Below are 14,569 nucleotides of genomic sequence, written 5' to 3'. Positions count from 1 at the left end.
CTTTAGTTCGTCTTGGCCACAGCGGTGTCGGCTGCTGGCTTCCAGACCGTACCGATCGACACACTCTTGAGCTTCTTCTGGCGGCCGTACCACAGGTTCACCAGACCGCGCGAGAAGAACACGGCCGAGAACATGCTGGTCAGGATGCCGATGCAGTGCACCACGGCAAAGCCGCGCACGGGGCCAGAGCCGAAGGCCAGCAGGGCCAGGCCCGCGATCAGGGTCGTGACATTGGAGTCGAGAATCGTTGCCCAGGCACGTTCGTAGCCCGTGTGGATGGCAGCCTGCGGAGAGACACCTTCGCGCAGTTCCTCGCGAATGCGTTCGTTGATCAGCACGTTCGAGTCGATGGCCACACCAATCGCCAGGGCCATGGCGGCAATGCCCGGCAAGGTCAAGGTGGCCTGCAGCATCGACAGCACTGCCACCAGCAGCAGCACGTTCACGCCCAGCGCGATGCTGGAGAACACGCCAAACAGCATGTAATAAGCGCACATGAAGACGGCAATGGCCGCCAGGCCCCAGACCACGCTGTGGATACCGCGTTCGATGTTGTCGGCGCCCAGGCTGGGGCCAATGGTGTATTCCTCGATGATTTCCATGGGCGCGGCCAGCGAGCCGGCGCGCAGCAGCAGCGCGGTGTCGTTGGCTTCGGCCGTGGTCATGCGGCCGGAGATCTGCACGCGTCCGCCACCGATTTCGCTGCGGATTACGGGGGCTGTGACCACTTCGCCCTTGCCCTTCTCAAACAGCACGATGGCCATGCGCTTGCCGATGCTTTCCGATGTGACCTGCTTGAAGATCTTCGCACCCTTCGCGTCGAGGGACAGGTTGACGGTAGGCTCCTGCGTCTGTCCGTCAAAGCCAGGCTGGGCATCGGTCAGGTTCTCGCCGGTCAGAATGACCTGCTTCTTCACGATCACGGGCTGGCCGCTGCGTTCCAGATAGCGTTCCGAGCCAAACGGCACGGGGCCACGGCCGGTTTCGGCGGCCCGCGCTTCGGTGCCTTCGTCCACCATGCGCACCTCCAGGGTGGCGGTACGGCCCAGGATGTCCTTGGCCTTGGCCGTGTCCTGCACGCCGGGCAATTGCACCACGATGCGGTCCAGGCCCTGTTGCTGGATCACCGGCTCGGCCACGCCGAGTTCGTTGATCCGGTTGTGCAGCGTGACCATGTTCTGCTTGAGCGCCTGCTCCTGCACGCGGCGCGTGGCTTCCGGCTTGATGGAAGCGCGCAGCTTGAATTCGGTACCCTCGGGCGTGCTGGCGACCTGCAGATCTGTGAACTGGTCCGCAATCAGGTTGCGGGCGGCGGTCATCGTGGCTTCGTCGCGCACCTTGATGTCAATGTTCTGGCCTTCGCGGCTGATGCCGCCGTGGCGGATGCTCTTGTCGCGCAGTGCGGTGCGGATGTCGCCTGCGTACGACTCGGCCTTCTTGGTCAGCGCAGCCTGCATGTCCACCTGCAGCATGAAGTGCACGCCACCGCGCAAGTCCAGGCCCAGGTACATGGGATTCGCGTGCAGGGCTTTGAGCCAGACGGGCGAGCGAGATACCAGATTCAGCGCCACGATGTACGACGGATCGCTGGCGTCAGGCACCAGGGCCTTCTGAATCGCGTCCTTGGCTTTGAGCTGCGTGTCGGACGCGTCAAAGCGCGCGCGCACCGAGTTGCCCTCCAGCGCCACAAAGTCGGGCGTCAGGCCTGCGGCCTTGAGGGCCTCTTCCACCCGCTGCTGCACGGCGGTGTCCACCTTGATGGTGGCCTTGGCCGACGAGACCTGCACGGCAGGTGCCTCGCCGAAGAAATTGGGCAGGGTGTACAAGGCCCCCACCAGCAGCACGATCACCAGGATCGCGTACTTCCAGACCGGATAACGGTTCATGATCGCGCTCTTATGTCAGTTGTGCAGGCGCAGCGCGCCAACCCCCTGCCAGGGACGCCGTGGATCGGGCTTGGCCGGTCCAGTGGCGTCGTCCCCCTTCCCGCGCTGGAGCAGCGAGAGGCGGGGGAAGCGGCGCAGCCGCTCAGGGGGGTATTCATTAATTACTTGACCGAGCCCTTGGGCAGCACCTGAACCACGGCACTGCGCTGCATTTGCACTTCCACGCCGTTGGCGATCTCGATGTGCAGGAAGCCTTCGGACAGGCGCGTGACCTTGCCGACGATGCCGCCGGAGGTGGCCACTTCATCGCCCTTTGCGATGGCCTCGATCATGGCGCGGTGTTCCTTCTGGCGCTTCATCTGGGGGCGGATCATGACGAAGTACAGCACCACAAACATCAGCACCAGGGGCAGCATGCCCGTGAGGGTGGACATCATGTCACCGCCGCCAGCGGCTGCGGCGGGTGCGGTTTGGGCAAAAGCGGAAGAAATAAACACGGACTGGACTCCACAACGGATGTTCAAAATTCACAAAACCCGCCAGGGGCAAGCGCCAAGGCGCCTGTCAGGGCGGAACAGGACATTGTATGCGGCGCCCTGTGCGCGCCCCAAGGGGGAAGACCCAAGGCGGCGGCGGGTGTTTGCCACGCCAGCCGCACGCAAGGAGTGGCATGCGGAAATTTTCAATAAAAAGTGCCGCCAGCGCTTGATGGGAATGGGTTTAATGCTCACCAATTAATAGTAAAAAGCCCGCGCCAGGCGCGGGCCCTTTCATCCTCAGTGGGCAGTACAGGCCCGGCGTCAGGCCGCCTGGCGTTCGGGCTGAACCACTTTGCCGCTGCGCCACTGGGCCATCAGGCCATCCCACTTGGGGCGCGCGGCCAACAGGTGTCGCTCCTTCACATGGCCGTAGCCCCGGATCTCTTCGGGAATGCGGGCGATCTCCACGGCCAGGGCCAGGTTGTCGGCGTTCAGGCGAGCCAGCAGTTCGTCGATGCAGGCGCGGTATTCGACGATCAGCGCGCGCTCCATGCGGCGTTCCTCGGTCTTGCCAAACACATCCAGCGCCGTGCCGCGCAGGCCTTTCATCTTGGCCAACACACCGAAGGCACTGCGCATCCAGGGGCCGAACGGCTGCTTGACGAGTTCCCCTTTGTCGTTCTTCTTGGCCGTCATTGGGGGCGCCAGGTGGTGCACCAGCTTGTAGTCGCCTTCGAACATGTTCGCGATCTTGTCCGTGAAGGCCTTGTCGGTGTGCAGGCGCGCCACCTCGTACTCGTCCTTGTAGGCCATGAGCTTGAACAGGTAGCGGGCCACGGCTTCCGACAGGCGGGTGCCGGTACCGAGCTTGCCTTCGGCGGCGCGCACCTTTTCCACGAAGGCCGTGTACTCGGCTGCGTAGGCGGCGTTCTGGTAGCCCGTGAGGAAATCCACGCGCTTTCCGAGCATTTCGGTCAGCGAGGGCTTCTTGACGAACTCGATCACTTGCGCGGCCTGGAACAGCGACTGCACGGCTTTCAGGTCATGGGCGCAGCGGCGGCCCCATTCGAAGGCGGCCTTGTTGTTGTCCACCTGCACGCCGTTGAGTTCCATGGCGCGCATCAGTGAGGCGAACGTCAGCGGCACGCGGCCCTTTTGCCAGGCGTAGCCCAGCATCAGCGGGTTGGTGTAGATGCTGTCGCCCAGCAGTTGGGTGGCCACCTGCTCGGCATCGAAACTGCCCACACCGCCCGCGCCCACAGCGGCAGCAATCGCGCTGTCGCAGTTGGCACCGGGGAACTGCCAGTCCGGGTTGGTCACGAAGGCCGCCGTGGGCGTGCCGTGCGTGTTCAGCGCCACGAAGGTGCGGCCCGGCTGCATCACGGCCAGGGTGTACTTGTGCGCCGCCACGATGGAGTCGCAGCCGATCACCAGGTCGGCCTTGGCCGTGTCGACCTTGGTGGTGTAGATGGCCTCGGGCCGGTTGGCGATCTGGATGTGGCTCCAGGTGGCGCCGCCCTTTTGCGCCAGGCCGCCGGCGTCCTGCGTGATGACGCCCTTGCCATCCAGGTGCGCGGCCATGCCCAGCAGCGAGCCGATGGTGATCACGCCCGTGCCACCCACGCCGCCGACCACGATGCCCCAGGCCGTCTCGGCCACGGGCAGCACGGGATCGGGGATGGGCGGCAGGCTGGCCAGGTCGCCCTTCTTTTCCTTCTTGGGCTTCTTGAGCTTGCCGCCTTCCACGGTGACGAAGCTCGGGCAGAAACCGTTGACGCAGGAGTAGTCCTTGTTGCAGGTGCTCTGGTTGATGCGGCGCTTGCGGCCGAATTCCGTCTCCACCGGCTCCACGCTCAGGCAGTTGGACTTGGTCGAGCAGTCGCCGCAGCCCTCGCACACCAGGTCGTTGATGACCACGGTCTTGTCGGGCGTGGCCAGGGTGCCGCGCTTCCTGCGGCGGCGCTTTTCGGTGGCGCAGGTCTGGTCGTAGATGATGACCGTGCAGCCCTTGATCTCGCGGAACTGGCGCTGCAGCGCGTCGAGCTCGTCGCGGTGGTGCACCGTCACGCCCTCGGCCAGCGCCACGCCGTCGTACTTCTGCGGCTCGTCCGTGACGATGATGAGCTTGACCACGCCCTCGGACTTCAGGCTGTTCATGATCTGCAGCACCGAATGGCCTTCGGGCCGCTCGCCCACCTGCTGGCCGCCGGTCATGGCCACGGCGTCGTTGTACAGCACCTTGTAGGTGATGGTGGTGCCCGCGGCGATGCTCTGGCGAATGGCCAGCAGCCCGCTGTGGAAGTAAGTGCCGTCGCCCAGGTTGGCGAACACGTGCTGGTCGGTGGTGAACGGTGCCTGGCCCACCCAGGTCACGCCCTCGCCACCCATCTGCGTGAAGGTGGAGGTGTTGCGGTCGGGCATCCAGTTGGCCATGTAGTGGCAGCCAATGCCGGCCACGGCGCGCGAGCCCTCGGGCACGCGGGTGCTGGTGTTGTGCGGGCAGCCGCTGCAGAACCAGGGGGCGCGTTCGCCGGTGTCCACCTTCAGTTCCATCATCGCGCGCTCGCTCGCTTCGATGACGGCAATGCGCGAATCCATGCGCGCGATGATGTCGCTCGATACGCCCAGCTTCTTCAGGCGCTTGGCAATCGCCTTGGCGATGATGGCGGGCGTGAGGTCGGCCTTGGCGCGCAGCAGCCAGTTCTGGCTGGGGTTGGGCATGCTCCATTCGCCGCCCGTGGCATCGCCCTCGGGCTCGTCGAACTTGCCCAGCACATTGGGGCGCACGTCGGCGCGCCAGTTGTACAACTCTTCTTTTAGTTGGTATTCGATGACCTGGCGCTTTTCCTCCACCACCAGAATCTCTTGCAGGCCCTGGGCGAAGTCGCGCGTGATGGTGGCTTCGAGCGGCCACACCACGTTGACCTTGTGCACGCGGATGCCCAGCTGGCGGCAGGTGTCGTCGTCCAGGCCCAAGTCCACCAGGGCCTGGCGCGTGTCGTTGTAGGCCTTGCCACTGGCGATGATGCCGAAGCGGTCGTTCTTGCCTTCGATCACGTTGTAGTTGAGCTTGTTGGCGCGGACATAGGCCAGGGCCGCGTACCACTTGTAGTCCATCAGGCGCGCTTCCTGCTCCAGCGGCGCATCGGGCCAGCGGATGTGCAGGCCGCCGGGCGGCATCACGAAGTCCTCGGGCATCACGATCTTCACGCGGTCCGGGTCGATGTTGATGCTGCTCGACGACTCCACCACCTCCTGGATGGTCTTCATCCCCGACCACACGCCCGAAAAACGGCTCATGGCAAAGGCGTGCAGGCCCATGTCCAGGATTTCCTGCACGCTGCTCGGAAAGAACACCGGCGTGCCGCAGGCCTTGAAGATGTGGTCGCTCTGGTGCGCAGCCGTGCTGCTTTTGCTGATGTGGTCATCGCCCGCAATCGCGATCACGCCGCCGTGCTTGGCGGTGCCCGCCATGTTGGCGTGCTTGAACACGTCCGAGCACCGGTCCACGCCCGGGCCCTTGCCGTACCAGATGCCGAAGACGCCGTCGAACTTCTTGCTTTGCGGGTACAGGTCCAGCTGCTGCGTGCCCCAGACCGCCGTGGCGCCGAGCTCCTCGTTCACGCCGGGCTGGAAGACGATGTTGTTGGCCGCCAGGTGCTTCTTGGCCGCCCACAGGGACTGGTCGTAGGTACCGAGCGGCGAGCCGCGGTAGCCGCTGATGAAGCCGGCGGTGTTGAGGCCCTGCATCGCATCACGCTGGCGCTGCAGCATGGGCAGCCGCACGAGGGCCTGGACCCCGCTCATGAACGCCCGGCCGTGGTCCAAAGAGTATTTGTCGTCGAGGGTGACGGTTTCGAGGGCCTTGCGGATGTGCTCGGGCAGCGGTGCATTCATGGCTATGTCTCCAATGGCTTTTTTTGGGGGCCGCGCCTTGTGGGCTCGGTGGGGCAGCACAACGCGGCCCGTTTAGGGCTGCGGCACTAGTGTGGGAGAAGTGTATGTCTGCATCGCTGATATGTCTTTGCGTTCTGTGCCGTCTTTAGGCTATTCTGAGAAAGGATCTTTCTCAGCACGGCTGTTTTGTGAATACTCTCGACAAATTCGATATCGCCATCCTCAATGAGCTGCAGGCTGACGCCCGGCTGACGAACGCCGAACTGGCCCAGCGCGTAGGCCTGTCGGCCGCGCCCTGCTGGCGGCGTGTGCGGGCGTTGGAGGAGCAAGGCTTCATCAAGGGCTACCGTGCCGAGATCGACCGGCACAAGATCGGCCTCGGGGTGCTGGCCTTTGTGCGGCTGGACGCCGACCGCAGCACCGGCAACCTCACCCGCGCCATGGAGGAAGCCATCCGCCAGATCCCCGAGGTGGTTTCCTGCCACTACATCAGCGGCACCGGCACCTTCGAGCTGCAAGTGGTGGCGCGTGACCTCGACAGCTTTTCGCAGTTTGCGCGCGACGTGCTGCTGAACCTGCCCAATGTGAAAGACATGCACACGAGCTTCTCGCTGGGCGAGGTCAAGGCCAGTGGGGCGCTGCCGCTCACGCACCTGGTGCGTGCCAAGTGATAAATGCTATGTTTTTTATAGCTTTTTGCGCTTGCTAGATAAGCGTTAGAGGTCGATCAAGACAGCCATTGGTGCGGCGGCCCATGCCCCCGCGCACGCGCTCAGCGCGCCGAGCCGTGCCATCGAACGTAACAAGGCGTTAGGGCGCCGATCCACGGCATGGTGTGCTGTATAAGCCTGCTGAACCACGGGCGGAGCTATCGAGGCTTCGCGCGCGCCGCATCCACCACCACGCCCCGCAGGCTGTCTGCCCCGTGCCCACGGCCGGGGCTCTTGGCCATGGTGCACGTGATGCCGGCGGTTTTCTGGTGGGTCCATCAAATAATTACGGTCCCCTTCGAGCACAGGCAGCCAGCCTGTCCACAGGGGCTCCAACGAGGGAGCGGTCGGCATGATCTTCTGGGGCATTTTTTGGGGCGCGGTACTGGGCTCGTGGTTTGGCGGCTACGGCGATTTCGGGCCCTACGTCGGCGGCATCCTGGGCTTTTTTGCCGGGTTGTCCCTGCGCTGGGCCGTCCGCTCTGCGATCCGCAGCGAGTTGCAGGCGCAGGCCGCGAAACCCGCCGTCAACCCTGTACCAGTGGCTACGACGCCTACCCTGGCTGGAGACCGGGCGCCCGCTGCACCCGTGGTGGCACCAGTCCCTGTGCCGGTCGTGGCCATGCCTGCCGCGAGTGAAAGTCCAATTGAGGAGGTCGATGCGGAGTGGGTTGGCGAACTCACGCCGCAGGGCTTGCCGCCTGTCCCACCACCTGCCACACAGCCCCGTGCTCCTGCGCCGCCCAGAACGCCCAACGCCATCGAGCAAGCGGTGCTGGCCGCGAAGAACTGGTTCCTCGGCGGCAACACCATCGTGCGTGTCGGGCTGGTGATCCTGTTCATCGGCCTGTCCTTCCTGGCGCGGTACGCAGCCTCGGCGGGCCTGTTCCCGGTCGAATTCCGCCTGGCCGCAATTGCCGGCGTGGCCATTGCGCTGCTGGTGGTGGGTTTCCGCAAGCGCACCGACAAACCGGCCTTCGCGCTGGCCTTGCAGGGTGGCGGCGTGGCGGTGATGTACCTCACGGTGTTTGCGGCTTTCCGGCTCTACGGGCTGCTGCCGCCCACGCTGGCCTTCGCGCTCATGATCGCGGTCTGCGCCACCAGCTGCGCGCTGGCGTTGCTGCAGGACTCGCGCTCGCTCGCGGTGGCTGCGTTTGCCGGTGGCTTTGCGGCGCCCATCCTGCTGTCCACGGGCCAAGGCAGCCACGTGGGCCTGTTCAGCTACTACACCCTGCTCAACCTGGCCATTCTGTTCATCGCCTACAAGCGCTCGTGGCGCGTGCTGAACGTGGTGGGCTTTGTGGCGACCTTCGGCGTGGCCTCGGCCTGGGGCGTGCTCAAGTACGTGCCCGACCAGTACGCCAGCACCCAGCCCTTCCTCGCGGTCTTTGTGCTCATCTACCTGTTCGCCGCCATCCTGTACGCACGCAATACGCCCACCAAGCTGGGCAATGCGGTCGACACCATGCTGGTGTTCGGCACGCCGCTGGTGGGCTTTGGGCTGCAGGCCGGGCTGGCGCAGCCCTTCGAGCTGGGCGCTGCCTTCTCGGCGGTGGCCTTTGCCGCGCTGTACCTGCTGGCCGCCATGGTGCTGGTGCGCCGCGCACTCGCAAGCTACCGCCTGCTGATCGAATGCTTCATTGCCATCGGCGTGGGCTTTGCCACGCTGGCCGTGCCGCTGGCGCTGGACGCCCAATGGACGTCGGCGGTGTGGGCCCTCGAGGGCGCTGGCGCCTTCTGGGTCGGCATGCGCCAGGCCCGCTGGATGCCGCGCGCCTTCGGCATCGTGCTGCAGGGTGTGGCGATGCTGGCCTTCATGGACGGCGTATCCAGCATCTCGGCCCTGCCGCTGATCAACCCGGCGTTCCTGGGCGCCTTGCTGATCGCGCTGCCAGCGCTGCTGTTGGCCTGGTGGCTGCGCAAGCCGCTGCCGCACAGCGGCTCGACCTGGGCCAAGGGCTATGCGGGTGTGGAGGCGCGGCTGTCCAGCCCGGCCTATCTCTACGGCTTTGCCTTCTGGTGCCTCGCCTGGCTGCTTGAGATCACGCGGCGCGTGCCCGGCCTGGAGGCGGGCCAGTGGCCCGTGCCGGTGTTCTCCGAACGCGTCATCGAACTGCTGGCCATGCTGGCCGTCGTGCTCAGCGCCGCGCTGTCGATGGTGCTGGGCCTGCGCACGCGCTGGGCCGTGGCCACCTGGCCGGCGCGCGGCACCATCGCCGTGCTGGCGCTGGGTTTTGTCGCGCAGGTGGGCGACGGCTACCGCGTGCTGGCCACGCCCGCCTGGGCCGTGTGGCCGGTGGTGCTGGCTCTGCATGTGTGGATGCTGCGCCAGACCGACCGCCTGCAGGCGGCGGCTGCTGGAGACGGCAAGCCCGCAGCGCGCATGTCGGCCTTCGGCTGGTTCCATGCCGCCACGGCGTGGCTGGTGACCTTTCTGCTGGCCGACTGCCTGTGGTCCGGCATCGGCAAGGCCGAGCTGTGGCGCACCTCGTGGGCCGGCGTGGTCATGCTGGTCAGCGCCATTGCGGTGCTGATGGCGCTGGCGCTGTGGGCCGGCCGCGGCAACCGGCCTGCGGCGCGCGCAGCGCTGCCCTGGCCGCTCAACCCGCATGCCGAGGCCTACTACTGGCTGGCGGCGCTGCCGCTGGCGGTGATGGTGTTCTGGGGTGCGCTGGTCGCTGCGGTGCATTCGTCGGGCCACACCGCACCACTGCCGTACATCCCGCTGCTCAACCCCACCGACCTCACGCTGGCGCTGGCGTTGGGCGGGCTGGTGTTCTGGCGGCGGGTGCTGGTGTCGGCGCTGCCGCAGCCTGCCCACGCGGGCTGGGTGACCGGCCGGCATGCGCTGGCAGCGCTGGCGCTGCTGGTGTTCATCGTGATCAACACCGTGTGGCTGCGCGTGGCCCACCACTTCTTCGGCGTGCGCTGGGATGCCTCGGCGCTGTTCGACAGCTTCGTCGTGCAGACCGGCTACGCCATCCTGTGGACGCTGCTGGCGCTCAGCATGATGGTACTGGCGCACCGCCGCGCGCAGCGGCCGCTGTGGCTGGTGGGTGCAGGCCTGCTGGGGCTGGTGGTGGTCAAGCTGCTGCTGATTGATCTGTCCAACGCGGGTGGTGCCGAACGCATCATTGCCTTCATCGCCGTGGGTGTGCTGATGCTGGTGGTGGGCTACTTCGCGCCGCTGCCGCCCAAGGCCGCGCCCCGTGCGGCGCCGGATGCTCCGCCGGGCGCGCCCGTGGCACCGGTCGCACCTGCGGCACCTGTGACCCCGGCGCAAGAGGAATCACTGTCATGAAGTCTCCCCGTCACCACCTGCCGCGGCCCGTAGCAGCATGGCTGGCCGCTGCCGCCCTGTCCCTGGCCGCCGGGGGTGTCCAGGCGGCGGCCGATGCCAACAGCCCGGCCGCCTACGCCATCCGCATCCCTGTCACGCTGGCGGCCGATGCGCCGCTGCAGCGCGTCGTGCTGCCCGCCGAGGTGCTGGTGCGCCTGCAGAACCCGGGCTATGCCGACGTGCGCCTCTTCAACGGCGCAGGCCAGCCGGTGCCCATGGCGCTGGCCGGCGTGGCCGCAGCCAGCGCGCCGGAGGAATCGGTGGTGTTGCCGGCCTATCCCATCCTGGGCGGGCCCGGCACGCCAGGGCAGGCCGGGCTGGAAGGCCTGTCGCTGCGCATCGAGGAGCAACAGGGTCGGCGCGTGGTGCAGATCGACACGGCGGGAACGGCTGCTCCTGTCGGCGCGCAAACCGTGCGCGGCGCGCTGCTGGACGCGCGCAGCGTCCAACTGCCCGTGGCCCGCATGGCGCTGGACGCCGATCTGCCCGCGGGCCAACCGGTGACCTTTACGGTGCAGGCCAGCCGCGACCTGAAGAACTGGCGACCGCTGGCCGAGACGGTGCTGTACCGCGCTGACGCGGCGGGCACGCCCACGACCACGACAGCGCCCTCAGCGGCACCGGGCCGCCTGGGCAGTGAGCACATCGACCTGCAACGGGCCGACCTCAAGGACCACTACCTGCGCGTGACCTGGGGCGACGCCGCCGTGACGCTGCGTGGCGCCACGCTGGCCACCTCGCGCGGCATGGGCCCGCGCGAGCGCGTCAGCGCCAGCATGGCCGTGCCGCCGCTGGGCAACAACCCGCGCGAGCTGGTGTTTGCGCTGCCGTTTGCCACACCGGTCGCAGCGCTCAAGATCACGCCGCAAGGCAGCAATGTGCTGCTTCCGGTGCGCGTGCTGGGCCGCAACGACCGTGAGCAGCCCTGGGCGCACCTGGCCAGCGCCACGGTGTACCGCATGTCCACGGGCGGCAAGGAGCAGACCAACGCCCCGGTCGAGCTGGGTGGCGCCTCGGTGCGCGAGGTCAAGATCGAGGCCGACGCGAGGTCGGCCGGCTTTGCCGCCGCGCCCGAGCTGGCGCTGCAGTTCGAGCCGGCCCAGCTGGTGTTCCTGGCCAGCGGGCAGGGCCCCTTCACCCTGGCGGCCGGCTTGCCCGGCGCCAGTGCGGCTGCGAGCGCGTTCCTGCCCCTGGCTAGCCTGGTGCCGGGCTACCAGCCTCAGCAGGAGAACACCCTGCCCCTGGCGTTGGCCGATGTGGCTCGGGCCGACATCACCGGCGGCAAGCCCGCGGGTGGTCCGCTGGTGGCCGCAGCCGCAGCCAGCGACGGCCTGTCCACGCGCAGCTGGGTGCTGTGGGCGGTGCTGCTGGCCGGCGTCGGCGCACTGGGGCTCATGGCCTGGCTGCTGATGCGGCAAACGAAACCAGCGAGCCAACCGGCGATGGAACCCGCGAGCCGTGCGCCGGATTCGCCGCGCGATGCGGTGTGACCGTGCCGTGTTGTGATGGTGCGGCGCTCCGCCAAGGTGGCTATTCCGCGCCGCACGCACCATGGCCGCTCCAACCGTCGCACAATGCGAAGACATGCCACCTTCGCCGTCCCACGAAAGCACGCGCAGCACTGCGCCCATCCCCGCTCCTGACCTGACCCCCGCTGCCGATGCCGCAGCGCGCGGGTCGACCGGCGACGCGTCCGCCGCCGACCGCGCCGCGGTCGCGCAGGGCACCGAAGAATCCGTTGCCGCGCAGCTCGACCAGAGCGCGGCGCAGCTGAGCCAGGCTGCATCCCTCTCGCCGTTTGCCCCGCTGTCCGTGCCGGTGTTCCGCATGCTGTGGCTCACCTGGGTGGCGGCCAACACCTGCATGTGGATGAACGACGTGGCGGCCGCCTGGCTCATGACCACGCTCACCACCTCGCCCATCCTCGTGGCCCTGGTGCAGTCGGCCTCCACCCTGCCCGTCTTTTTGCTGGGCCTGCCCAGCGGCGCGCTGGCCGACATCCTGGACCGGCGGCGCTACTTCATCGCCACGCAGTTCTGGGTGGCGGCCGTGGCGCTGGTGCTGTGCGTGTTCGTCATGGCCGGCGGCATGACGGCGCCGCTGCTGCTGATGCTCACCTTTGCCAACGGCATCGGCCTGGCCATGCGCTGGCCGGTGTTCGCGGCCATCGTGCCCGAGCTGGTCAGCCGCCCGCAGCTGCCGGCCGCGCTGGCCCTCAACGGCGTCGCGATGAACGCATCGCGCATCATCGGCCCGCTGCTGGCCGGCGCCATCATCGCCAGTGCGGGCAGCGCCTGGGTGTTCGTGCTCAATGCCGTGCTGTCGATCATCTCGGGCCTGGTCATCATGCGCTGGAAGCGCACCCACGTGCCCAGTCCGCTGGGCCGCGAAAGGCTGCCCAGCGCCATGCGCGTGGGCCTGCAGTTCGTGCGGCAGTCGCCGCGCATGCGCGCCGTGCTGTGGCGCATCTCGATCTTCTTCTTGCACGCCACCGCGCTGCTGGCCCTGCTGCCGCTGCTGGCCCGGGGCCTGGAGGGCGGCGGTGCAGGCACCTTCACGCTGCTGCTGGCCAGCATGGGCGCGGGGGCCATCACGGCCGCGATGTTCCTGCCGCGCCTGCGCCAGGCCATGGCGCGCGATGTGCTGGTGATGCGCGGCACCATGCTGCAGGCCGCTGCCACCGGTGTGATGGCCGTGGCGCCCAACGTGTATGTGGCCGTGCCCGCGATGTTCGTGGCCGGCATGGCGTGGATCACCACGGCCAATTCGTTGAGCGTATCGGCCCAGCTCGCACTGCCCAACTGGGTGCGTGCACGCGGCATGTCGATCTACCAGATGGCCATCATGGGCGCCACCGCGCTCGGCGCCGCGGTGTGGGGCCAGGTGGCCACCCTCAGCGACGTGCACGTGAGCCTGGGCATTGCCGCGGGCACCGGCGTGGTGGCCATGCTGCTGGTGCAGCGCCTGGTGGCCGACCGCAGCATGGAGGAGGACCTGAGTCCCTCGCGCGCCTTCAAGGCGCCCGTGGCCGACGCGCCGCCGAGCACGGGGCATGTGGTGGTCACCATCGAGTATTTCATCGACCCCACGCGTGCCACCGAATTCCGCGCGGTGATGCAAGAGAGCCGCCGCAGCCGCCTGCGCCAGGGCGCGCTGGCCTGGCAACTGCTGCACGACATCAGCCAGCCCGCGCGGTATGTGGAACGCATCGAGGACGAGTCGTGGACGGAGCACCTGCGGCGCTTCGACCGGGTGACGGCGTCCGACGTGGCGCTGCGCGACCGCAAGCTCGCGTTCCATGTGGGGGATGCGCCGCCACGGGTGACGCGGTGGGCGGTGGAGTAGAAGGATTTTCGCGTGACGATTTGGCAATCCGCGACGCTTGAAGAGGTCGAACAGCTCCTCGCTGATGGCTTGGCGGCGGTACACCCGCTACATCGGCAGAAATTTGATGCTATCCGTATTACTTCACGTTCAGTACCAGTAGCGGATACGCCGGGTGAGTTCGTTTATGTTGTGGCCGAGTACCAAGAACAGCTGCTTTACTACTCGGACATCGAGGATGGCTGGGAGCTGGGCGTGCCAAACCTGCGTGGCGGTATCAGCTCGCGCGGCTGCAATCAGTTGGAGCTTTCTCACGTCATGCATCTCATATTTGGTGATCCAGATTCTTAATTCACCGCTTCAGCTTCGCTTGGGTTTTCGGTATTGCTGACTTGTCATCGAATTCAAACTTCAGTCCACATGAATTGCTTCGCACGCTCTTGGCCGGTCTTTTGGCTGACCTTGGTCATCCCCTGTGTCCACGCCGCCACCCCCGACCCCGCTCTCCTCGGCTGCTGGCGCGCCGCCAAGATCGTGCTGACCACCCAGGATGGCGAAAAGGCCGAAGACACCTCGGGCCGCTGCACCCTGCAGTTCAAGGAGGACCAGTTCGAATCGACCTGCAAGACCACCAGCGGAGCAGCCACCACCACGTACCGGTACCAGCTCGTCCGCCCCCAGGTGTATGCGGCCACCATGGCGGGCAGCACCTTCAGGACGGAGATGGTGGGCACCACGCGCGAGTACGAGTACCGCATCGAAGGCGATCAATTGCGCACCGTGACCGTGCCCCCGGCGATGGCTTTCGCCGCAGCGGCTGCGGCCCAGCGGGTGGAGACCGAAGCGATGAGGGTGCCGTGCCCGTGAACGTGGAAGCCAGCCGCTGAACGCCGGTGCGTGGGGGCTGCTGGAGAGTTTGCTCTTGATTTAATA

The 14,569-nt window shown here is 66.9% G+C and carries 9 protein-coding genes; 6 read left to right on the top strand and 3 right to left on the bottom strand.

The features are described from left to right. Window positions 1–2: 2 nt before the first annotated feature. The 3 genes from secD to ARADN35_RS0118120 form a co-directional block, all read right to left on the bottom strand. The gene (gene secD / locus ARADN35_RS0118130; RefSeq protein WP_010464613.1) at window positions 3–1,886 is read right to left on the bottom strand and encodes a protein translocase subunit SecD; all 1,884 of its coding nucleotides are present in this window, start codon (window positions 1,884–1,886) and stop codon (window positions 3–5) included. 161 nt (window positions 1,887–2,047) lie between these two features. Beyond that, the gene (gene yajC, locus ARADN35_RS0118125; RefSeq protein WP_010464611.1) at window positions 2,048–2,383 is read right to left on the bottom strand and encodes a preprotein translocase subunit YajC; all 336 of its coding nucleotides are present in this window, start codon (window positions 2,381–2,383) and stop codon (window positions 2,048–2,050) included. Between the two features lie 303 nt (window positions 2,384–2,686). Then, entirely contained in the window at window positions 2,687–6,262 is a 3,576-nt protein-coding gene (locus ARADN35_RS0118120) for an indolepyruvate ferredoxin oxidoreductase family protein (RefSeq protein ID WP_010464609.1), read from the bottom strand. Between the two features lie 188 nt (window positions 6,263–6,450). On the opposite strand from ARADN35_RS0118120, the gene ARADN35_RS0118115 reads away from it, so the two are divergent. The 6 genes from ARADN35_RS0118115 to ARADN35_RS0118090 all read left to right on the top strand — a co-directional run bounded on the left by ARADN35_RS0118115 (window position 6,451) and on the right by ARADN35_RS0118090 (window position 14,503). After that, window positions 6,451–6,933, top strand: coding sequence for an Lrp/AsnC family transcriptional regulator (locus ARADN35_RS0118115; protein WP_010464607.1), 483 nt, complete (start codon window positions 6,451–6,453; stop codon window positions 6,931–6,933). Between the two features lie 391 nt (window positions 6,934–7,324). Beyond that, window positions 7,325–10,273, top strand: coding sequence for a DUF2339 domain-containing protein (locus ARADN35_RS0118110; protein WP_010464605.1), 2,949 nt, complete (start codon window positions 7,325–7,327; stop codon window positions 10,271–10,273). Continuing rightward, window positions 10,270–11,802, top strand: coding sequence for a DUF3999 domain-containing protein (locus tag ARADN35_RS0118105; protein ID WP_010464603.1), 1,533 nt, complete (start codon window positions 10,270–10,272; stop codon window positions 11,800–11,802). Before ARADN35_RS0118110 ends, ARADN35_RS0118105 begins: the two co-directional genes overlap by 4 nt. Before the next feature lie 94 nt (window positions 11,803–11,896). After that, window positions 11,897–13,657: an MFS transporter gene (locus ARADN35_RS0118100; RefSeq protein ID WP_010464601.1), complete on the top strand. Its 1,761-nt coding sequence runs from the start codon at window positions 11,897–11,899 to the stop codon at window positions 13,655–13,657. 12 nt (window positions 13,658–13,669) lie between these two features. Next, on the top strand, window positions 13,670–13,987 hold the full coding sequence (locus ARADN35_RS0118095; protein WP_010464599.1) for a hypothetical protein: 318 nt from the start codon (window positions 13,670–13,672) through the stop codon (window positions 13,985–13,987). Between the two features lie 111 nt (window positions 13,988–14,098). Next, on the top strand, window positions 14,099–14,503 hold the full coding sequence (locus ARADN35_RS0118090; protein WP_181147551.1) for a hypothetical protein: 405 nt from the start codon (window positions 14,099–14,101) through the stop codon (window positions 14,501–14,503). Window positions 14,504–14,569: the final 66 nt, after the last annotated feature.

Source organism: Acidovorax radicis N35 (genome assembly GCF_000204195.1).
Taxonomy (GTDB): Bacteria; Pseudomonadota; Gammaproteobacteria; order Burkholderiales; family Burkholderiaceae_C; genus Acidovorax; species Acidovorax radicis.
The sequence above is the reverse complement of the archived record's forward strand: the minus strand, read 5'-3'. Positions and strand labels throughout refer to the sequence as shown.